General features: G+C 64.3%; 18 protein-coding genes and 1 tRNA gene. 12 read left to right on the plus strand and 7 right to left on the minus strand.

All coding sequences use genetic code 11. The annotated features are described in order from the left end of the window. A partial coding sequence (locus I6F16_RS00005) for an invasion associated locus B family protein (RefSeq protein ID WP_225114987.1) occupies positions 1-696 on the plus strand: 696 nt, incomplete at its 5' end. 73 nt (positions 697-769) lie between these two features. On the opposite strand, the gene hspQ is transcribed toward I6F16_RS00005, so the two are convergent. Next, positions 770-1,102 (minus strand): heat shock protein HspQ, encoded by a 333-nt coding sequence (gene hspQ / locus I6F16_RS00010; protein ID WP_024341905.1) that lies wholly within the window; start codon positions 1,100-1,102, stop codon positions 770-772. A 106-nt stretch (positions 1,103-1,208) separates the two neighbouring features. Here hspQ and I6F16_RS00015 point away from each other — a divergent pair, with 106 nt between their 5' ends. After that, a complete protein-coding gene (locus tag I6F16_RS00015) occupies positions 1,209-2,162 on the plus strand; it encodes an AEC family transporter (RefSeq protein ID WP_109143702.1) in 954 nt (317 codons plus the stop codon). Positions 2,163-2,389: 227 nt separating this feature from the next. On the opposite strand, the gene I6F16_RS00020 is transcribed toward I6F16_RS00015, so the two are convergent. Beyond that, a complete protein-coding gene (locus tag I6F16_RS00020; RefSeq protein ID WP_225131998.1) occupies positions 2,390-3,574 on the minus strand; it encodes a UbiH/UbiF family hydroxylase in 1,185 nt (394 codons plus the stop codon). Between the two features lie 129 nt (positions 3,575-3,703). Between I6F16_RS00020 and pcsA the strand changes: the two genes are divergently transcribed. From pcsA to I6F16_RS00035, 3 genes are all read left to right on the plus strand, one after another. Further along, positions 3,704-4,441 (plus strand): phosphatidylcholine synthase, encoded by a 738-nt coding sequence (pcsA, locus tag I6F16_RS00025; RefSeq protein ID WP_225114990.1) that lies wholly within the window; start codon positions 3,704-3,706, stop codon positions 4,439-4,441. Beyond that, on the plus strand, positions 4,438-5,163 hold the full coding sequence (locus tag I6F16_RS00030; RefSeq protein ID WP_036012482.1) for a TerC family protein: 726 nt from the start codon (positions 4,438-4,440) through the stop codon (positions 5,161-5,163). Before pcsA ends, I6F16_RS00030 begins: the two co-directional genes overlap by 4 nt. An 85-nt stretch (positions 5,164-5,248) precedes the next feature. Beyond that, a complete protein-coding gene (locus tag I6F16_RS00035) occupies positions 5,249-6,223 on the plus strand; it encodes a quinone oxidoreductase (protein ID WP_036012480.1) in 975 nt (324 codons plus the stop codon). Between the two features lies 1 nt (position 6,224). Here I6F16_RS00035 and I6F16_RS00040 read toward each other — a convergent pair. The 4 genes from I6F16_RS00040 to I6F16_RS00055 form a co-directional block, all read right to left on the minus strand. Further along, a tRNA-Arg gene (locus I6F16_RS00040) sits at positions 6,225-6,300 on the minus strand. Positions 6,301-6,416: 116 nt separating this feature from the next. Next, positions 6,417-7,607, minus strand: a complete 1,191-nt coding sequence (locus I6F16_RS00045) for an acetylornithine transaminase (RefSeq protein WP_225173350.1) — start codon at positions 7,605-7,607, stop codon at positions 6,417-6,419. Positions 7,608-7,877: 270 nt separating this feature from the next. After that, complete coding sequence (locus I6F16_RS00050; protein WP_036028106.1) at positions 7,878-8,519, minus strand: hypothetical protein; 642 nt, start codon at positions 8,517-8,519, stop codon at positions 7,878-7,880. 97 nt (positions 8,520-8,616) lie between these two features. Next, positions 8,617-9,276, minus strand: coding sequence for a tetratricopeptide repeat protein (locus I6F16_RS00055; protein ID WP_225173351.1), 660 nt, complete (start codon positions 9,274-9,276; stop codon positions 8,617-8,619). 123 nt (positions 9,277-9,399) lie between these two features. On the opposite strand from I6F16_RS00055, the gene I6F16_RS00060 reads away from it, so the two are divergent. After that, positions 9,400-10,341, plus strand: coding sequence for a hypothetical protein (locus I6F16_RS00060; RefSeq protein ID WP_225114993.1), 942 nt, complete (start codon positions 9,400-9,402; stop codon positions 10,339-10,341). 100 nt (positions 10,342-10,441) lie between these two features. Here I6F16_RS00060 and rimO read toward each other — a convergent pair whose 3' ends face one another. Then, complete coding sequence (gene rimO, locus I6F16_RS00065) at positions 10,442-11,761, minus strand: 30S ribosomal protein S12 methylthiotransferase RimO (protein WP_225114994.1); 1,320 nt, start codon at positions 11,759-11,761, stop codon at positions 10,442-10,444. A 161-nt stretch (positions 11,762-11,922) separates the two neighbouring features. Here rimO and I6F16_RS00070 point away from each other — a divergent pair, with 161 nt between their 5' ends. From I6F16_RS00070 to I6F16_RS00095, 6 genes are all read left to right on the plus strand, one after another. Beyond that, positions 11,923-12,483, plus strand: coding sequence for a hypothetical protein (locus tag I6F16_RS00070; protein WP_225114995.1), 561 nt, complete (start codon positions 11,923-11,925; stop codon positions 12,481-12,483). Positions 12,484-12,730: 247 nt separating this feature from the next. Then, positions 12,731-13,321, plus strand: a complete 591-nt coding sequence (locus I6F16_RS00075) for an ANTAR domain-containing protein (RefSeq protein WP_036012463.1) — start codon at positions 12,731-12,733, stop codon at positions 13,319-13,321. Next, a complete protein-coding gene (locus I6F16_RS00080) occupies positions 13,318-14,481 on the plus strand; it encodes a CmpA/NrtA family ABC transporter substrate-binding protein (protein ID WP_225114996.1) in 1,164 nt (387 codons plus the stop codon). The genes I6F16_RS00075 and I6F16_RS00080 overlap by 4 nt, the downstream gene beginning before the upstream one ends. A 334-nt stretch (positions 14,482-14,815) precedes the next feature. After that, positions 14,816-16,600, plus strand: coding sequence for a NirA family protein (locus tag I6F16_RS00085; RefSeq protein ID WP_225114997.1), 1,785 nt, complete (start codon positions 14,816-14,818; stop codon positions 16,598-16,600). Next, positions 16,597-18,213 (plus strand): sulfite reductase subunit alpha, encoded by a 1,617-nt coding sequence (locus I6F16_RS00090; protein WP_036012449.1) that lies wholly within the window; start codon positions 16,597-16,599, stop codon positions 18,211-18,213. Before I6F16_RS00085 ends, I6F16_RS00090 begins: the two co-directional genes overlap by 4 nt. Positions 18,214-18,438: 225 nt before the next feature. Continuing rightward, entirely contained in the window at positions 18,439-18,591 is a 153-nt protein-coding gene (locus I6F16_RS00095) for a hypothetical protein (RefSeq protein WP_036028094.1), read from the plus strand. Positions 18,592-18,653: the final 62 nt, after the last annotated feature.

Consider the following 18,653-nt stretch of genomic DNA (forward strand, 5'->3'; position numbering starts at 1 on the left):
CCCAAGGCCTCCCCGGCCCCGGCTCCGAAGGCGGCTGCTCCCAAGGCAGCTCCCAAGGCTCCGGCGCCCGCAGCATCCCCGCAGGCTCCCCCGCAGCAAGGCGCCCCGCAACAGGGCGCAGCTCAGCCCGCCGATCAGCAGATCCAGCTGATCTATGCGCCCTGGACCAAGTTCTGCCTCAAGGGCCAGGACGCCAATGCCAAGCAGGTCTGCTTCACCGGCAAGGACGGCCGTATCGAATCGGGCCAGCCGGTCATCGCGGCCGTGATCATCGAGCCGGAAGGCGAGCCCAAGAAGATCCTGCGCGTGACGCTGCCGCTCGGCATGCAGCTCGTGCACGGCACCCGCATCATCGTCGACAGCAACGCGCCGCTGCAGCAGCCCTATGTGATCTGCTTCCAGAACGGCTGCATGTCCGACTACGAGGCCACGCCCGAGCTCATCAACAACATGAAGAAGGGCCAGAATCTCGTTGTCCAGGCGATCAATGCCAACGGCGCGCCGCTGACGCTGCCGCTGCCGCTCGCCGGCGAATTCCAGAAGGCCTATGACGGTCCGCCGACCGATCCGAAGGTGTTCGAGGAAACCCAGAAGAAGCTGCAGGAAGAGCTGCAGAAGAAGGCCGAAGAGCAGCGCAAGAAGCTCGAGCAGCAGGGTGGTGGCGCACCGGGCGCGGCTCCGACCGGTCAGAAGTAATCGGGAGCAAATCCCGGACGTGAAAAAGGCGCTCGGTTCGAGCGCCTTTTTTGCTGGCCGACGATCACGACGATCAGTTCAGCGAGGGATTGCGCGGGCGATAGCCGCCGGCCTTGTCCTTGACGAAGATCTCGGCGACCTGGGAATGCCGGACCGGCTCGCCGGAATCGTCCGGCAACAGGTTCTGCTCAGAGACATAGGCGACGTATTCGGATTCCGCGTTCTCCGCGAGCAGGTGATAGAACGGCTGGTCCTTGTGGGGCCGCACTTCCTCGGGAATCGACAACCACCATTCCTCGGTGTTGTTGAATTCCGGATCGATGTCGAAAATCACCCCCCGGAACGAGAAGATCCGGTGGCGAACGACCTGTCCGATCTGGAATTTGGCGGTCCGCGCTTTAATCATCCCCCGTCGATAGACCAGGATTGTGGCCGATGCTAGTGCCCTCAGCTGGAATTAACCTTCGTCTCCGGGGCGGATAGCCCCCAAGCCTTCAGAAAAAACTTCAGCAATGGTCGATATCCTCAATCTGGCGCTGCCTTATTTCGGCTTGATCTTCGTCGGTTTCGCTTGCGGAAAGGTCAAGTCCATCCCGGAATCGGGGCTCGCCTGGATGAACTTCTTCCTGCTCTACGTGTCGCTGCCGGCGCTGCTGTTTGCGATCATGTCGAAGACGCCGTTTTCGGAATTGAATAACCCGCCGTTCCTGGTGGCGACGACGCTGGCGACGGTCGCGGCATTCACGCTGGCGCTGGTGGTCGGCAAGCTATTCGGACGGCTGACGCTGCGCGAAGCGACGCTCGCGGGCCTCTCCGGCGGCTACGGCAATATCGGCTATATGGGCCCGGGCCTCGCACTCGCAGTGCTGGGGCCGAAGGCGGCTGCGCCGACCGCGCTGATCTTCTGCTGCGACAGCATCTTCCTGTTCACGATCGTGCCGCTCTTGATCGAGCTTTCCGACCGCGACCATCCCTCGCTCGTCCATGCTTTCGGCGTCGTGCTGAAGCAGATCGTGCTCAATCCGCTGATCATGTCGGCTTGCTTCGGCGCGGCGGTGGCGGCGCTGCATATCGAGCTGCCGGTCGCGCTCGACCGCACCATCACCTTCCTGCAGAACGCGGCCGCGCCGACCGCGCTGTTCGTGCTCGGCGTCACCGTGGCGCTCCGTCCGTTCGATCGGGTGCCGTGGGAGGTGCCGGGCGTGATCGCGGTCAAGCTGCTGATCCATCCGTTCGCGGCGTTCGCCCTGATGCTGGCGTTCGGCCCGTTCGCGCAACCCTGGGCCGCCACCGCCGTGCTGATGGCCGCGCTGCCGCCGGCGCTCAACGTGTTCGTCATCGCCCGGCAGAACGATGCCTGGATCGAGTCCGCCTCGGTCGCGGTCCTGCTCGGCACCTTCGCGTCGGTGGTCACGCTGACCAGCGTGATGTGGGCGATCCAGACGGGACGGTTGGCGTTTCCTTGATGGTGATGAGATTGGCTTGATCTCTTCCGCGGGCCGGTGCGCTCCCTCTCCCGCTTGCGGGAGAGGGTCGGGGAGAGGGCTCTCTCCGCGTCGGGATTGTCGAGAGTGCAGAAAAAATCCCGTCGCGGAGAGAGCCCCCACCCGGCGCTTCGCGCCGACCTCCCCCGCAAGCGGGAGAGATTGCAACGAGCCAGCGGTGAAGTCGTCCAACCTAACGCGCTTCGGAGCTACCTGCGCCAGGTCGGCGTCAGGCCTTCGCGCATGGCGAAGCGCCGGAGCGGGCCGATGGCGCCGAGGAGGTGCATGCCGACGGCGCGGACGGGCTGGAGCGGCAGGAAGTCGTTGAGCAAGGAGCGGTTGGCGATGTCGATCGCAAAGGTACGGCTCAAGATGTCCGGACGCCGCGCGCGGTCATAGCGCTTGAGCACATCGTCGGCGCCGGGATCCTGTCCCGCGGCGATGGCCTCGCCCGCGAGCCGGGCAATGTCGGCGGCATCGCGCAGGCCGAGATTGAGGCCCTGGGCGCCGATCGGCGGCACCACATGGGCGGCTTCGCCGACCAGCGCGATACGGTCGCGGCCGAAGCATTTCGGACGCTCGATCGCGAGCGGGAACAGGTTGCGGCCAGGCTCCACATTCATCCGTCCCAGGATCGAATGCGACTGTTTCTCGATCGCCGCCGACAGCGCCTCGTCGCTCAAGCCGCGCAGCCGTTCAGCCTCCGCAGGCGCTGCGACCCAGACGATGCTGGAGCGGTCGCCGGGCAGGGGCACGAACACGCAAGGCCCGTGCGGCGTGTGGAACTCGGTCGAGACGTTGCGATGCGGCCGGGCATGGCTGATGTTGAAGGTCAGCGCAGTCTGGTTCAGCTCGCGCCGAGTCACGGCGATGCCAGCAGCCTCGCGGCACAGCGAGTGCCGGCCGTCGGCGCCGACCACGAGGCGCGCCGAGAGAAACTGTCCGGACGCCGTGCGCAGCGCGACGTCGTCGGCCTCGATGACGACGCTTTCGGCCTCGTCGTCGAAGCGGACGAGATTGGGCAGCTCGGCCGCGCGCGCTTCCAGCGCCAGCATCAGCGAGCGGTTGTCGATGTTGTAGCCAAACGCATCGAGGCCGATTTCGTGACAGGAGAAGCGCACCTCGGGGCTGCGGAACAGCCGGCCGGTGTCGTCGACGAGGCGCATGACTTCCAGCGCAGCCGCCTTGTCCCTGCAGCGCGACCAGACGTCGAGGCCTTCCAGTAGATCGATGGAGGCGCCGAGCAATGCGGTGGTGCGATTGTCGGCATAGGGAACGCGGCGCGCCACCAGTGCGGTCCGGGCACCCGCCTGCGCCAGGGCGATCGCCGCGGCAAGGCCGGCAGGTCCGCCGCCGATCACGGCCGCGTCATGGAGTGTCGATGCGTCTATCATGGAACGACATTTGACACGCCGGGCGGCAAATTCAAGCCTACCTATATTTCCCTGATTTTATGGCGAATTTTGCGATCGTGCGCCGCAATGGCGGATGTGCAAACCGGTCGCATTCTGATAGCAGAAGCCATGGATACGCAGCAGGATTCCCTGAAGCCGAGACCGGTGATCCGCGCCGCAGCCTTCTCGGTGCACATCTTCACCGCCTTCGGCGCGGCAATCGCGCTCCTGGCGATGCTGGAGGCCGTGCGCGAGCACTGGGCGGCGATGTTTCAATGGCTGGGCGTCGCCCTGATCATCGACGCGATCGACGGGCCGATCGCGCGGCGGCTCGACGTCAAGAACGTGCAGCCGAACTGGTCGGGCGACGTGCTCGATCTCGTGGTCGACTTCTGCACCTATGTCTTCGTGCCGGCCTATGCGATCGTCGCGAGCGGCATGCTGCTGCCGGTAGCGGCTCCCTTGCTCGGCATCGCCATCATCGTGACCAGCGCGTTGTATTTCGCCGACCAGCGCATGAAGGCCGACGACAATCATTTCCGCGGCTTCCCGGCGCTTTGGAACGCGGCCGCGTTCTATCTGTTCCTGCTGCATTGGCCGCCGCTGTGGGCGACGCTGCTGGTCGCCGCGCTGGTCGTGCTGACGTTCGTGCCTTTCCATGTGCTGCACCCTGTCAGAGTGGTGCGGCTGCGCTGGCTGACGATGTCGCTGATCGCGGTCTGGGCGCTGCTCGCCTTCTACACGCTGCAAATGGATTTTCGCGTCGGCACCGGGGTGACCATCGTGCTCTGCGCCATCGCGCTCTGGATCAGTTTCAGCGATGCCTTGATCCGGTTGGCGAAATCCCTGGCGAGATTATCGGCGTGATGGAGCTGCTGACCAGCCCGGAAGCCTGGGCCGCGCTGCTCACCTTGACGGCGCTCGAGATCGTGCTCGGCATCGACAACGTCATCTTCATCTCGGTGCTCGTCTCGCGCCTTCCCGAGAAACCGGCGCAGCGCGCCCGCCAGATCGGGCTTGCGCTGGCACTGGTCTTTCGCCTCATCCTGCTCAGTCTCCTGGTCTGGCTGATCGGCCTGACCGCTCCGGTGCTCTCGATTCAGGGCTATGCTTTTTCCTGGCGCGATCTCATCCTGATCGGCGGCGGCCTCTTCCTGATCGCCAAGGCCACACATGAGATTCACGGCGAGGTCGAATCCGATCACGACGCGAGCGAGAAGGACTCCACAGGCAGCGCCTTCTTCTGGGTGATCGTCCAGATCGTGATCATCGACATCGTGTTCTCGCTGGACTCGATCATCACTGCGATCGGCATGGCCGAGGACATCAAGATCATGATCGCGGCGGTCGTGATCGCATGCGCGGTCATGTACGTTTCGGCGGGTCCGGTGGCGCGATTCGTCGCGGAGCATCCGACCACCAAGATGCTGGCACTGGCCTTCCTGGTGTTGATCGGCGTCGCGCTGGTTGCGGACGGATTCCACTTCCACATTCCGCGCGGCTACATCTATTTCGCAATAGCGTTCTCGGCGGCGGTGGAGTTCTTCAACGTGCTGGCCAGGCGCAACCGCCGGAAAGCCGCCAAGTAGTCGCGTTGGGTCGTTCCAGTCGGCGTCGAGTTGACAAGGCGGGCGCGATAGCTTTCGCTCAGCCGCACGAAGAGGAGGTCAGGTGATGACGAAAGCCATCCGTGTGCACAAGGTCGGAGGCCCCGAAGCCCTGGTCTATGAGAGCGTCGACGTGCCGGCGCCCGGGCCCGGCGAGGTGCGCATCCGCCAGCACGCGGTCGGCCTCAACTTCATCGACGTCTATTACCGCACCGGCCTCTACAAGGCGCCGGGGCTGCCCTTCATCGCCGGCAATGAGGCCTCCGGCGAGGTGGTCGCGGTCGGGCCAGGCGTGACGAATTTTCATCCCGGCGACCGCGTCGCCTATTACCACAATCTCGGCGCCTATACCGGCGAGCGCAACATCCCCTGGGAGAAGCTGGTCAAACTGCCCGATCACATCACCTACGAGCAGGGTGCCGTGCTGATGTTGAAGGGGCTGACGGTCTGGTATCTCCTGCACAAGACCTTCAAGGTCGAGCCGCATCATCGCGTGCTGGTCCACGCCGCCGCCGGCGGCATCGGCCTGCTCGCCTGCCAATGGGCCAGGGCGCTTGGCGCGCATGTCATCGGCACCGTCGGCTCGCGCGAGAAGGCCGAGCTTGCGGAGGCCAATGGCTGCGATCACGTCATCCTCTACAACGAGGAGGATTTCGTTGCGCGCGTGAAGCAGATCAGCCGCAACGAGGGCTGCGACGTCGTCTATGACGGCGTCGGCAAGGCGACGTTCCCGGGCTCGCTGTCATGCCTGAAGCCGCGCGGCATGTTCGTCTCGTTCGGCAATGCCTCGGGCCCGGTGCCGCCGTTCGCGATCGCCGAGCTCAACAATCACGGCTCGCTGTTCGCGACGCGGCCGAAGCTCAACGATTATGTCGGCACGCGCAAGGAACTGCTCGAAGGCGCCGACACCCTGTTCGCCGCGGTCATCAACGGCAAGCTGCACGTGCCGATCAACCACGCCTACGCACTCAAGGACGCTGCGAAAGCGCATATCGATCTCGAAAGCCGCAAGACCACGGGGGCTTCGATCTTGAAGCCGTAGATGGTGGTCCCGCGAGGAGTCGAACCTCGAACCTCCGCGCCCGCAACGCGGTGCTCTGTCCATTGAGCTACGGAACCCTACCACCTTCGAACTGGCTGTCGTAGGGTGGGGCAAAGGCGCAACGCGCCGTGCCCACCAATTCGCAACGACAGTTTGAATGGTGGGCACGCTTCGCTTTGCCCACCCTACAGCACTACGCGACGCGTCTTGCCGCGCCGGCCTTGGTCAAGATCGCGTCGAGACATTCGATCATCTCGGCGATCTCGCTCCTCGTGACGTTCAGCGCCGGCATGAAGCGCAAGCTGTCGAGCTGTGGGGCATTCAGCAGCACGCCGGCTTCGAACGCCTGTGCAACGATGCCGGGTGCGATCGGCAGCTTGAGGTCGAGCGCGAGCAACAGGCCGCGTCCTCGCACGCCGCCGAGGCCATGCCGGGCCGAGACCTTCTGCAGCTCGCTTTCAAGCAGGAGGCCGGTCTCGGTGACTGCCTTCAGGAAGTCCGGTTTGTTGACCTCCTCCAGCACGGCAAGGCCCGCCGCGCACATGATCGGATTGCCGTTGAACGTGCCGCCCTGGTCGCCGTGCTCGAAGCATGAGGCGCGTTCGGTCGCGAGCAGGGCCGCGAGCGGCACGCCGCCGCCGATGCCCTTGCCGAGCGTCATGATGTCGGGCGCAATCCCCGTATGCTCATAGTGGAAGAGCTTTCCGGTCCGGCCCATGCCGGTCTGGATCTCGTCGAAAATGAGCAAGAGGCCGTGCGCCTCGGTCAGCGCGCGCAGCTGCTGCAGGAACTGATCGGTCGCAGGCCACACGCCGGATTCACCCTGGATCGGCTCGAGCATCACGGCGACGGTGTTGGCGTTGATCAGCTTTTCCACCGAGGCGATGTCGTTCAGCTTCGCCTTCTTGAAGCCCGCGACCTTCGGCTCGAACAGCGGCTCAAACGCCTTCTTGCCCGAAGCCGACATCGTCGCCAGCGTCCGGCCGTGGAAGCCGCCTTCGAAGCTGATGATCTCGAACGCGCCGCCTTTGTGCAGGCTGCCGTATTTGCGCGCGAGCTTGATCGCACCCTCGTTGGCTTCCGCGCCCGAATTGGCAAAGAACACCTGATCGAAGGCACTGTTCTCGACCAGCGCCTGCGCCAGCTTCAGGCTCGGCTCGTTGTAGAAGGCCGGGCTCGGCGTCAGCAGCCGCTTGGCCTGAGCTGCGAGCGCATCGGCGATCGCGGGCGGGGAATGGCCGAGGCAGTTCACGGCCCAGCCCTGCACGAAGTCGAGATAGCGCTTGCGGCTGTCGTCCCAGAGGTAGGAGCCGGCGCCGCGGACGAACACGGTCTTTGGCCGTGCGGTGATGTCCATCAGCGCGTCATACGGATGCGTGGTCATGTCGTACTCCTCTGGAGGCGGGTGGAAAAAAGGGCGCAAAAAGCAGAAAGGCCGCACCTTGCGGGTGCGGCCTTTCTCGAAAACTAGCTGAATTCAGTGGTTCAGCGGCGTCCTCGGACATGGCGCACCCTCTCGTCGTCGCGGGAGCGACGGCGGAGCATTTCGGTGCGCTGGTTGGTCCGGGCGGTGATCATGGGGCGCGTCCGTACAGCCGAATGGCAGGACTTGTCAAGCAGGCTTTTTTCAAGATGCACGCCGAGCGTGCATCGGTCAGGTCGGGTGCGCGGCTTCCTCGGCCTCTGCATCGCCCCAATCCGCGTCCGCGATTGCGGTGTCGATCAGCTCGCCCCGCAGCAGCTTGAGCGGCGAATTCCAGTACAGCGCGATGTTGTGGAAGGGGTCGGTCAGCACCTTGAACACCCAGACCAAGCCCGTGGTGACGTCGCGGGTGGCGAAGAGCTGCAGCATGCGCGCAAGTCCGCCGCCGATGCCGATGGCGAGCCAGAGCGCGCCGACATGCCGGACGAAATCGAGGCGGGACGCCGGCGCATCGAACAATCCGAACAGCGTCGGAAAGGCGAACAGCGCTAGCGGCGCACTGCCCCAGACCAGCAGCAGCACGATCTTGCGGGCCTGATTGTAGCCGACCTTGATCGCTTCCTTGTGTTCGTTGCTGACGCCGTTGACGGCGTCATAGCCGTTCGGCTCGAAGAAGAAATGCCCGGTCTGCCGCGTCAGCATCGCGAGCCAGCCGACGATGCCGGCGAGAGCAGGGTCCTTGAACAGCAGGGCATAGCAGCCGAGGAAGATGACGGCGCTGATCAGGTGCAGCGTCTGGTTGACGGTGCTTTGGTGGTAGAAGCGGTAATCGTCGAAGCGCTGCGTGCGCAGCATGTCCGAGAGGCGGCTCATCCTCATCCCTCGCTCGCGTTGAAGACGCGGGCAGAGTTAGGCCGAGTCCGTGACCGCTGCGTGAATGCATTATAGTGTCACATTCCTAACGTGACACTTACTCCACGCCATAGTGCGAGAACACATCGGCGATGCCGGCGTTGATCGCCTTTGCGGCCGCGATGTCGCGCTCGGCGCCTTCGCTGTCACCGTTCTTGCGCTTCGCCAGTCCGCGGCCGTAGAGCGAGCCGTCGAGCCCCGGCTTGATGCTCAGCGCGGCATCGTAATCGGCGATCGCCGCGTCGAGGTTGCCGAGCTTGAGATGGGCAAGGGCGCGGCTGTCCAGCGTGTAGGCATCGTTGGGAGCCATCTTGAGCGACTGCTCGCAATCGGCCAGCGCCTCCTGCAGGCGGCCGACGATCGCGCGGGTGAAGCAGCGCGAATTGAACACGTCCGCGCGGTTCGCATTCGCTCTGATGGAGCGGTCGTAATCGTCGAGCGCCAGCGCCACGGCGCGCTCGGGCTCGCCACGTCGCCGAAACATTTCGCCGCGATTGGCGAGCGCGTGCACATCGTCGGGATTGGCCTTGAGCAGGGCCGAGCAGCCGGCGAAGCGCCGGTCGTCACTGCCTCCGCCGTCGTTTGCGAAGCACCACTGGCGGGCCTGCGCGGTGGATGGTGATCGCGCGTCGGCGGGGGCCGGCAGCGGGAGCAGGGTTATCGTCAGGCCGAGTGCGGACAGCTTGAGGAGAATCCCTGACGTTTCATCGTGTTTCATTGTTTCTCGCGTCGAAACCATTGCGCCTCTAGCGTGTTTGTGATCGAAGGACGCGACTTGGTTCGAACCGAATGCGCCACCGCCCAGACCAAGAAGGCGGGACCAACCAGATAGCTCAAAGCCTTGTCCGATACGCCCTATCCGATCGACCTCGACAGCATTCGCGGCGCGTTTCCGCCCGGCATCGAGGCGCCGCCGCTGCTGGTCGACTTTGCGGCCTGGCTGAAAGGGCGCCCGTGGGGCAGCGTCGGCTGCTTCTCGCTGCAGGGCCAATTCTCGGACTCCGCGCCGATCGTCGACGGCAGTCCCTTGCGCGACCGGTTCTCGCTGTTCATGCGCCTGCCTGACGGCTCGGTCGTCGGCGGCTGGTATGGCGCGGGTCTTGATCGTGACAATCCACCGATCGTCGGGCTGGGATCCGAGGGTGACTACGAATTGCTGGCGCCGAGCCTCGATGCGCTGCTGACGAGGCTGACGTCGCAGCAATTCGACAGGGCCTGGAGCGATCTGAAGCCGCATGACGATGTCGAGCCTCAGACCCTCGAACTTGCGCAATGGCTCGCTGGACAGCCCGTTGGCGACAAGGCGGCGTGTGACGACGGGCCCCCGGAGCTGCCTGATTTCCGCGGCTTCATGGAAAAATGGAGCCGGGACCGCGAGGACTATTGGGCTAACCATCGCATGATGGCCGAACTCGGCTGGCGGCTGGCCGCCCATCTGCCCAAGGGCAAGAATGCCTGGGATAAGACGCGTTTCGAGGTCGCAATCGTCGGCAAGCAATACCAAGCGCGCGTGCTGACGCGCGGGCCGCAGCCGTTCGAGGAAGCCGCTTCGATCGAATCCCTGCTGCGCGAGCTGCGCGAACAGATGTGGAAGGCTCAGCCTGAGCTCGGGTTATGGTACGCGATGAGGTTCGGACTCTACACCGACGGCCGCGTCATGCCGAGCTTCGAATACGAGGCGCGCCCGACCATAGACGGCGAACCGGCATTGCTCTCCGAGGCGAAAGCCGATCTCGCCCGCGCACCACGCCCGGAGCGCTGGGTGCCGAAATGGCTGGCGTGATTGTCTCCACACTGTCATTGCGAGCGTAGCGAAGCAATCCAGACTGTTCCCGCGGAGGGATTCTGGATTGCTTCGCTACGCTCGCAATGACGGAACGCGGTCAGAACCCCGCGACGCTGCCGTGCAGATCGTATGCGTCGGCGCGCTCGATCTTCGCCGTGACGATCTCGCCGACGCGCAGCGGGCGGCGGCTCGTCAGGTACACCGCGCCGTCGATCTCCGGCGCATCGGCTTTGGAGCGGCCCTTGGCGACGGTCGGGCCGACCTCGTCGATGATGACCTGCTGCCGCGTGCCGATCTTGCGCTTCAGCCGGCGCGCCGAGATCTTCTGCTGCCGGGCCATCAGCGCGTTGTAGCGCTCCTGCTTGACCTCTTCGGGCACCGGGTTTTCGATCGCGTTCGAGGTGGCGCCGGCGACCGGCTCGTACTTGAAGCAGCCGACGCGGTCGATCTCGGCCTCGTCGAGCCAGTCGAGCAGATAGGCGAAATCGGAATCGGTCTCGCCGGGGAAGCCGACGATAAAGGTCGAGCGCAAGGCGAGATCGGGGCATTCCTCGCGCCAGCGCTTGATCCGCGCCAGCGTCTTGTCCTGCGCCGCCGGGCGCTTCATCGCCTTCAGCACCTCGGGGCTCGCATGCTGGAACGGGATGTCGAGATAGGGCAGCACCTTGCCCTCGTTCATCAGCGCGATGACCTCGTCGACATGCGGGTAGGGGTAGACATATTGCAGCCGGACCCAGGCTCCCAACTCGCCGAGCTCGCGCGCGAGGTCGAGGAATTTGGCGCGGACCTGGCGGTCCTTCCACGGGCTCTCGGCATATTTGAGATCGACGCCGTAGGCCGAGGTGTCCTGCGAGATCACCAGGAGCTCTTTGACGCCGGCGCCGACGAGGCGCTCGGCCTCGCGCAGCACGTCATCGGCGGGGCGCGAGACGAGGTCGCCGCGCAGCTTCGGAATGATGCAGAAGGTGCAGCGGTTGTTGCAGCCCTCTGAAATCTTCAGATAGGCGTAGTGGCGCGGGGTCAGCTTGATGCCCTGCGGCGGCACCAGGTCGAGATGCGGATTGTGCGCCGGCGGCAGCGCGCGGTGCACGGCGTTCAGCACGCTCTCATATTGCTGCGGGCCGGTGATGGACAGCACGCCCGGATAGGCCTGCTCGATCGCTTCCGGTTCCGCGCCCATGCAACCGGTCACGATCACCTTGCCGTTCTCGGCCATGGCCTCGCCGATCGCCGAGAGCGATTCCTGCTTGGCGCTGTCGAGGAAGCCACAGGTGTTGACGATGACGATGTCCGCCCCGTCATGCTTGCGGGCGAGCTCATAGCCCTCCGCGCGCAGGCGCGTGATGATGCGCTCGGAATCCACCAAGGCCTTGGGGCAGCCGAGTGACGTGAATGAAATGCGCGGCGCTCTGTCCATGGTATCGCCTGAAGCCTATCTGAATTGTCTGGATTTGCGATCCAAGTAATTGAACCGATGGCGAAATTCAACAACTAACGTATGCGGCGCGAAGCTAAAGCAGTCTTCGCGCGTTGCTTGATTTCACCGAATTTCACGGAATTTCACGGAGCTTGACCACGATGCGTCGTTTCATCTTCGGCTTGGCTTTCGTTACCGCTTCCTGCGCAATGTTCCCGGCCCGCGCTGAAGTCGACAAGATCATCCATGTCTGCGATCGGCAGGAACGATTGTGTCCGGAATTCAGGCCTCGCGTGAAGGCACCCGACGGGTGGACGAGGGATGAGGCCGCGAGTCTCAAATACGGCGCATCGATGTTCGTTCCTAAAGGGAAGACATTCGGTAAAGCAGAAGCAATCATCTATGCCGAAGGTCGCTATAACGAGGACCGGACCGAACTGGTTCAATGGATCGCAACGAGTGATAAGGATTGGGCGACGACATCCGGCGACCATGCCAAGATCACTACGCTTCCCTCGGTCAACCCGAAGGTCATCATCAACCGCTACGACAATCCGTCCTTGAAGGACCAGCCGATCGAAGTCATCGCGCATTACGCCGACCGCGACAAGGACGGCAATTCCTACGTCGTGCGGCTAGCGGTCTCCGGCCGCACTGAGGCGGCAGTGCTGGCCGCGGTGCCACTTCTCGACAAGATGATCGTTGGCGCGAAGATTCCGTGAGAGCATGAGTTCTGCTTCGCAGCTGAAGGCTGCGCGAGCGTTTTCTTGCGGGAGGGCGGCACGGAGAGTTTACATTCGTCGTGTCAGGGACACCCGAGCGACCCGAAGCTGACCTTGGGCGCAGCCGTCTGATCCATATCTAATCTGCCTGATTGACCGGCCTGAGCTAGTCCCAATTGCCCATAATTACAACCCTTTGCAGGGCGATCCGGCGTGCTATGGATGAATCAGCTGCCGTGAGTGAGCCATGAGCGCCGAACAGTCGCCCAAAATCGTGATCGTCGACGAAAGCCCGATCCGGGCCGCGATCCTGGAGGAGGGATTGCGCGAGGCCGGGTTTACCCAAGTCGTCCATATCAGCGAGATGCAGAGCCTGCTGGCCCGTATTTATGCGGCGGACCCCGACATCATCGTGATCGATCTCGAAAACCCCAGCCGCGACGTGCTGGAGGCGATGTTCCAGGTCAGCCGCGCGGTGAAGCGGCCGGTCGCCATGTTCGTCGACCAGAGCGATTCAGCCTCGATCCAGGCCTCGGTCGAGGCGGGGGTGTCGGCCTATATCGTCGACGGGCTGAAGAAGGAGCGCATCAAGCCGATCCTCGACCTTTGCGTGTCCCGTTTCAACGCCTTCGCCAAGCTCCAGGAGGAACTGGAGCGCACCAAGTCGCAGCTCGAGGACCGCAAGATCATCGAGCGCGCCAAGGGCATTCTGATGAAGGTGAAGGGCCTGACCGAGGACGAGGCCTATGTGCTGCTGCGCTCCACCGCGATGCGCGAGAAGAAGAAAATCGGCGAGATCGCGCAGTCGATCATCACCGCGTCGGAGATGCTGAAATGACCGTCCCCCTCCGCATCGGATTCATTCCGCTGGTCGATGCCGCCGCGCTGATCGTCGCGGTCGACAAGGGCTTTGCCGCCGCCGAGGGGCTCGAGGTCGAGCTGGTGCGCGAGGTCTCCTGGTCCAACGTCCGCGACAAGCTCAATATCGGCCTGTTCGATGCCGCGCATCTGCTCGCGCCGGTGGCGATCGCGTCCTCGCTCGGCCTCGGCCACGTCAAGGTGCCGATCGCCGCGGCCTTCAATCTCGGCATCAACGGCAATGCCATCACGGTGTCGCCGGCGCTCCATGCCGCGCTGATGGAGGAGATCGACGGCGATCGCTTCGACCCGATGGCGACGGCGAAAGCGCTGGCGAAGGTGGTTGCCAAGCGCCGCACGGCAGGGGCCGAGCCGCTCACCTTCGGCATGACCTTCCCGTTCTCCACCCACAATTATCAATTGCGGTTCTGGATGGCGGCGGCGGGCGTCGATCCCGACGAGGACGTGCGCCTCGTGGTGCTGCCGCCGCCCTATATGGTCGACAGTCTCAAGAACGGCCATGTCGATGCGTTCTGCGTTGGCGCGCCCTGGAACTCGGTCGCGGTCGATCTCGGTATAGGCCATATCCTGCATTTCGTCGCCGACATTCTGGTCCGTGCGGCGGAGAAGGTGCTGGCGATCCGCCAGACCTGGGCCGACAAGAACCCGGACGTGGTTGCAGCCCTGGTGCGGGCAGCCGTGAAGGCCGCCGAGTTCATCGAGCATCCCGAGAACCGGACCGAGGCGGCGCAGATCCTGGCGCAACCCGAACGGATCGGCGTCGACGCCGAGGTCATCCAACGCACCCTCACCGGGCGCCTGAAGATCTCGCCCGATGGCACCTTCCGCGAAAGCGGCCGCTACCTGCTGGTCGGACGCGAAGGGGCAGGGCGGCCGGATCCGGTCCAGGCCGCCTGGCTCTATGCGCAGATGGTGCGCTGGGGCCAGACGGCGCTCACCCCTGACGGGGTCAAGACGGCCATGGCGGTGTTCAGGCCCGATCTCTACGACGCGGCGCTCGGCAACAGGGCGCCGCCTGAGGCTCCCGCAGCGTTCGGCGCCTTTGCCGGTCCGGCCTTCGACCCCAACGATATCCGCGGGCATCTCGAGGCCTTCGGGGTCGGGCGCTGGAGGGCCTGATTCGCGGTTGCTTCGCTTTTGAGCATCTAAGATCCTTGGCTAATGTTTGAGCTGGCTGCTCGTATTTCGGGAGAGTTCCCAAGCCGGCAGTTTGCGGGTGACGCCCTAATTATCTGAAACTTCATTGGTTTTTATTTCGACCAAGCTGGCACGCAACTTGAATGTTGCGCTGCGGCCAGCTTGTCATAGGTGCCTGCTGAGCCAAGTCCCGCAGCAACGAAGCTGATCGGACCGCGAGTGACGAAGCCGGCTCCTGAGCCAGCCTGACGTTCCTCGCGGGTCGCGCAATCCGTCGAAGCCACCGAAGGTGGCCGCAGGAGCTTCGTTACACACCATGAAAATCGATACGGTCTCAGTCGACTTTACCGACGAGCAGAAACGCTATCTCGAAGGCTTCACGACCGGCCTGCAGATCAGCCGCGTCGGCCGCGGCCTTGGTGGTGGCGGCAGCGGCAAGGCGAATGCCGAGCCTGTGGGTCCCGATGCCGTGCACATCAAGGCGCAGGACAAGGTGATCGCGTCGGGCAAGAAGCTCGCCGATCAGGAGAAGTTCAAGCGCGACGAGCACCCCTTCGACGCCTACCCGCGGCTGCGCCAGCAGGCGCTCGACAACACCCCGCCGAGCCCGGCGGACAATTTCCGCTGGCGCTATTACGGCATCTTCTATGTCGCGCCGACGCAGGACTCCTACATGTGCCGCCTGCGCATCCCGAACGGCATCATGAAGCATTGGCAGCTGTCGGGCCTTGCCGATCTCGCCGACGAGCTCTGCGGCCCCTACAGCCACGTGACGACGCGCGCCAATCTCCAGCTGCGCGAGATCCCGCCGAAGCACGCGATCAGAATGATCGAGGGCATCCAGGAGCTCGGCCTGTGCTCGCGCGGCTCCGGCGCCGACAACATCCGCAACGTGACGGGAACGCCGACCGCTGGCATCGATCCGCAGGAAATCATCGACACGCGGCCCTATGCCCGCGAGTGGCACTACCACATCCTCAACGACCGCTCGCTCTACGGTTTGCCGCGCAAGTTTAACGTCGCCTTCGACGGCGCCGGCCGGATCGCGGTGCTTGAAGAGACCAACGACATCGCCTTCACGGCCTATGAGGTGAAGGACGGTTTCGGCGTCGAACCCGGCGTCTGGTTCCGGCTCGGCCTCGGCGGCATCACCGGTCACAAAGACTTTGCGAAATATTCCGGCATCATCGTCAAGCCGGAGCAGGCGACCGCCGTCGCCGACGCCATCGTGCGCGTGTTCATCGAGCATGGCGACCGCACCAACCGCAACAAGGCACGGCTTAAATACGTGCTCGACGCGATGGGCCATGACGGCTTCCTCAAGCTGGTCGAGGAGCGGTTGAAGACGCCGTTCACGCGCGTGCCGGAAGAGGCGTTCGCGCCGCGCCCCGCGGCGGATCGCATGGCACATATCGGCGTGCACAAGCAGAAGCAGGACGGCCTCAACTGGATTGGCGTATCGCTCACGCTCGGCAAGCTCACCTCCGATCAGATGCGGGGCCTCGCCAAGGTGGCGCAAGATCTCGGTGACGGCGAGATCCGGCTCACGGTCTGGCAGAACCTGTTGATCCCGGGCGTGCGCGACGCGAATGTCGAGCTCGCCATTGCCGCCATCAAGCAGATCGGGCTCGCGGTCGAGGCCTCGCACATCCGCGCTGGCCTGATCGCCTGCACCGGCAACGCCGGCTGTCGTTTCGCGGCGTCCAACACCAAGCGCAATGCCGCCGAGATCGGCGATTGGTGCGAACCGCGCGTCGCCATGGACAAGCCGGTGAACATCCACCTGACCGGCTGCCATCATTCCTGCGCGCAGCATTACATCAGCGACATCGGACTGATCGGCGCGCGCGTGCCGATCAATGAGGAGGACACCGTCGAGGGCTATCACCTCTTCACTGGCGGCGGGTTCGGCCCCGACGCCGATGTCGGGCAGGAGGTCTATCACGACCTCAAGGCCGAGGACGCGCCGAAGACGGTCGAGGCGCTGCTCAAGGCCTATCTCGCCCACCGCGCCTCGCCCGACGAAACCTTCCTCTCCTTCGCGCGCCGCCATGACGGCGAAACGCTGCGCAAGCTTGCCGATGCACAGGTGTCCGCATGAACCAGATCACGCCTCCGCCGAAACTCGATATCATCCCCGCCAGCGCCCCGTTCTCGGATGCGCAGCGCTCCTGGCTGAACGGCTTCTTTGCCGGGCTTTTGTCGCCTGACGTCGCAACGCCGCTGTCGGCAGAGCAGGGCGCCGCCGTCATGCAGGCCGGTGACGGCGACGACGGCGAAGCGCCGTGGCACGACCAGACCATGCCGATCGCCGAGCGGATGAAGCTTGCCGAAGGCCGTCCCTTGCGCCGCAAGATGATGGCGGCGATGGCACAGCAGGATTGCGGCCAGTGCGGCTACAATTGCCACGATTATTCGGAAGCAATCGCGAGCCGTAGCGAAGCGCGGCTCAATCTGTGCGTCCCCGGCGGCAAGGAAACCGCGCGGATGCTGAAATCGCTGTACGAGGAGCTCGACAAGGCGCCCGCGGCCAAGACCACCGACAAGAGCACCGACAAGGCCGGCGCTCCGGCGCCGGCTGTGACCGTGACGATCGCAGAGCCCGGCCGCTCGCGGGACAATCCGATCCAGGCGACCTTCCTGTCGCGCCGTCTTCTCAACAAGGGCAAGTCGGAGAAGGAGACCTATCACATCGAGTTCGATCTCTCCGAGGGCAAGCTCGACTATGTGGTTGGTGACAGTTTTGGCGTCTTCCCGCGCAACGACGTCGGCCTCGTCGACCAGATCATCGCGCTGCTCGGCGCCTCCCACACGACCAAAGTCAACGGCAAGACGTTGCGCGAGGTGCTGATCGACGACGTCTCGCTGTCGCCGGCGCCCGACACGCTGTTCGAGCTGATCTCCTTCATCACCGGCGGCGCGCAGCGCGAGAAGGCGCGGGCGCTGGCGCAGGGAGAGGATCCCGATGGGGATGCCGCGACGCTCGACGTGATGGCGGCACTGCAGAAGTTTTCCGGCACGCGGCCGCATCCCGAGGCCTTCGTCGAGGCGCTGGAGCCGCTGCAGCCGCGGCTCTACTCGATCTCGTCCTCGCACAATGCGACGCCGGGAAAGCTGTCACTGACGGTGGACTCGGTGCGCTACGTCATCGGCAAGCGCAGGCGGCTCGGCGTCGCCTCGACCTTCCTCGGCGAGCGGATCAACGAAGGCGAGAAGCTCAAGGTCTATGTGCAGAAGGCGCACAATTTCGGCCTGCCGCAAGACCCGAAGACGCCGATCATCATGGTCGGTCCCGGCACCGGCATCGCGCCGTTCCGCGCCTTCCTGTTCGACCGCAAGGCGACCGGCGCGCCCGGCAAGAACTGGCTGTTCTTCGGCCATCAGCGCAGCGATTGCGATTTCTTCTATCAGGACGAGCTCAACGCCATGAAGACCTCCGGGCTTCTGACGCGCCTGTCGCTGGCCTGGTCGCGCGACGGCGAGAAGAAGTTTTACGTGCAGGACCGCATGCGCGAGGTCGGCCGCGAATTGTGGACCTGGCTCGCCGAGGGCGCGCATCTCTACATCTGCGGCGATGCCAAGCGCATGGCCAAGGACGTCGAGCGCGCGCTGGTCGACATCGTCGCCCAGTTCGGGGCACGTTCGACCGATGAGGCCGTCAGCTTCGTCGCCGAACTCAAGAAGACCGGCCGCTTCCAGGCTGACGTGTATTAGTCGGACGACTCCCTCTCGGGGTTGGGCGTCATCCGATTGTCATCCGTCCCGGTTCCAACTGGGTTGGATTCTAACGAATAAGATTCTCGGAACCTGCTGGTGAAGAGAATTTGCACCTGCGATGGGGGGCCTCCGGAGAACCCCCATCGCTATTTCCGCCACCGTCTTGCCTCCCGCCCTGGTTGATCCTTCATACTCCCGCAAATGGGGCGTTGGAGATCGACCATGCGCGAACTATCGGCGGAAGCTAGGCTGCACTTCTACGCGCGCTCGCTCTCGCGCCGGACCGGGGCGAGCATGCACCACGTTGCGATGTACAGCGCGTTTGCGGTGATCGCGGCGATCGTGTTCGGGACCCTCTCGGTGCATCCGTTTTGATGTGTCTGCGTAGGGTGGGTTAGCCGAAGGCGTAACCCACCACTTGTATGGCTGCAGCAGAA

Source organism: Bradyrhizobium sp. IC4060 (assembly GCF_020193715.1).
Taxonomy (GTDB): domain Bacteria; phylum Pseudomonadota; class Alphaproteobacteria; order Rhizobiales; family Xanthobacteraceae; genus Bradyrhizobium; species Bradyrhizobium yuanmingense.

Bases quoted from the DNA above. Each gene is read 5' to 3' on its own strand.
- I6F16_RS00020 (WP_225131998.1), bottom strand. From the start codon at position 3,574: ATGATAGACGCATCGACACTCCATGACGCGGCCGTGATCGGCGGCGGA.
- I6F16_RS00075 (WP_036012463.1), top strand. From the start codon at position 12,731: ATGAGCGCCGAACAGTCGCCCAAAATCGTGATCGTCGACGAAAGCCCG.
- rimO (WP_225114994.1), bottom strand. From the start codon at position 11,761: ATGGACAGAGCGCCGCGCATTTCATTCACGTCACTCGGCTGCCCCAAG.
- pcsA (WP_225114990.1), top strand. From the start codon at position 3,704: ATGGATACGCAGCAGGATTCCCTGAAGCCGAGACCGGTGATCCGCGCC.
- I6F16_RS00015 (WP_109143702.1), top strand. From the start codon at position 1,209: ATGGTCGATATCCTCAATCTGGCGCTGCCTTATTTCGGCTTGATCTTC.
- I6F16_RS00050 (WP_036028106.1), bottom strand. From the start codon at position 8,519: ATGAGCCGCCTCTCGGACATGCTGCGCACGCAGCGCTTCGACGATTAC.
- I6F16_RS00035 (WP_036012480.1), top strand. From the start codon at position 5,249: ATGACGAAAGCCATCCGTGTGCACAAGGTCGGAGGCCCCGAAGCCCTG.
- I6F16_RS00045 (WP_225173350.1), bottom strand. From the start codon at position 7,607: ATGACCACGCATCCGTATGACGCGCTGATGGACATCACCGCACGGCCA.
- I6F16_RS00055 (WP_225173351.1), bottom strand. From the start codon at position 9,276: ATGAAACACGATGAAACGTCAGGGATTCTCCTCAAGCTGTCCGCACTC.
- I6F16_RS00095 (WP_036028094.1), top strand. From the start codon at position 18,439: ATGCGCGAACTATCGGCGGAAGCTAGGCTGCACTTCTACGCGCGCTCG.
- I6F16_RS00090 (WP_036012449.1), top strand. From the start codon at position 16,597: ATGAACCAGATCACGCCTCCGCCGAAACTCGATATCATCCCCGCCAGC.
- I6F16_RS00080 (WP_225114996.1), top strand. From the start codon at position 13,318: ATGACCGTCCCCCTCCGCATCGGATTCATTCCGCTGGTCGATGCCGCC.
- hspQ (WP_024341905.1), bottom strand. From the start codon at position 1,102: ATGATTAAAGCGCGGACCGCCAAATTCCAGATCGGACAGGTCGTTCGC.
- I6F16_RS00085 (WP_225114997.1), top strand. From the start codon at position 14,816: ATGAAAATCGATACGGTCTCAGTCGACTTTACCGACGAGCAGAAACGC.
- I6F16_RS00070 (WP_225114995.1), top strand. From the start codon at position 11,923: ATGCGTCGTTTCATCTTCGGCTTGGCTTTCGTTACCGCTTCCTGCGCA.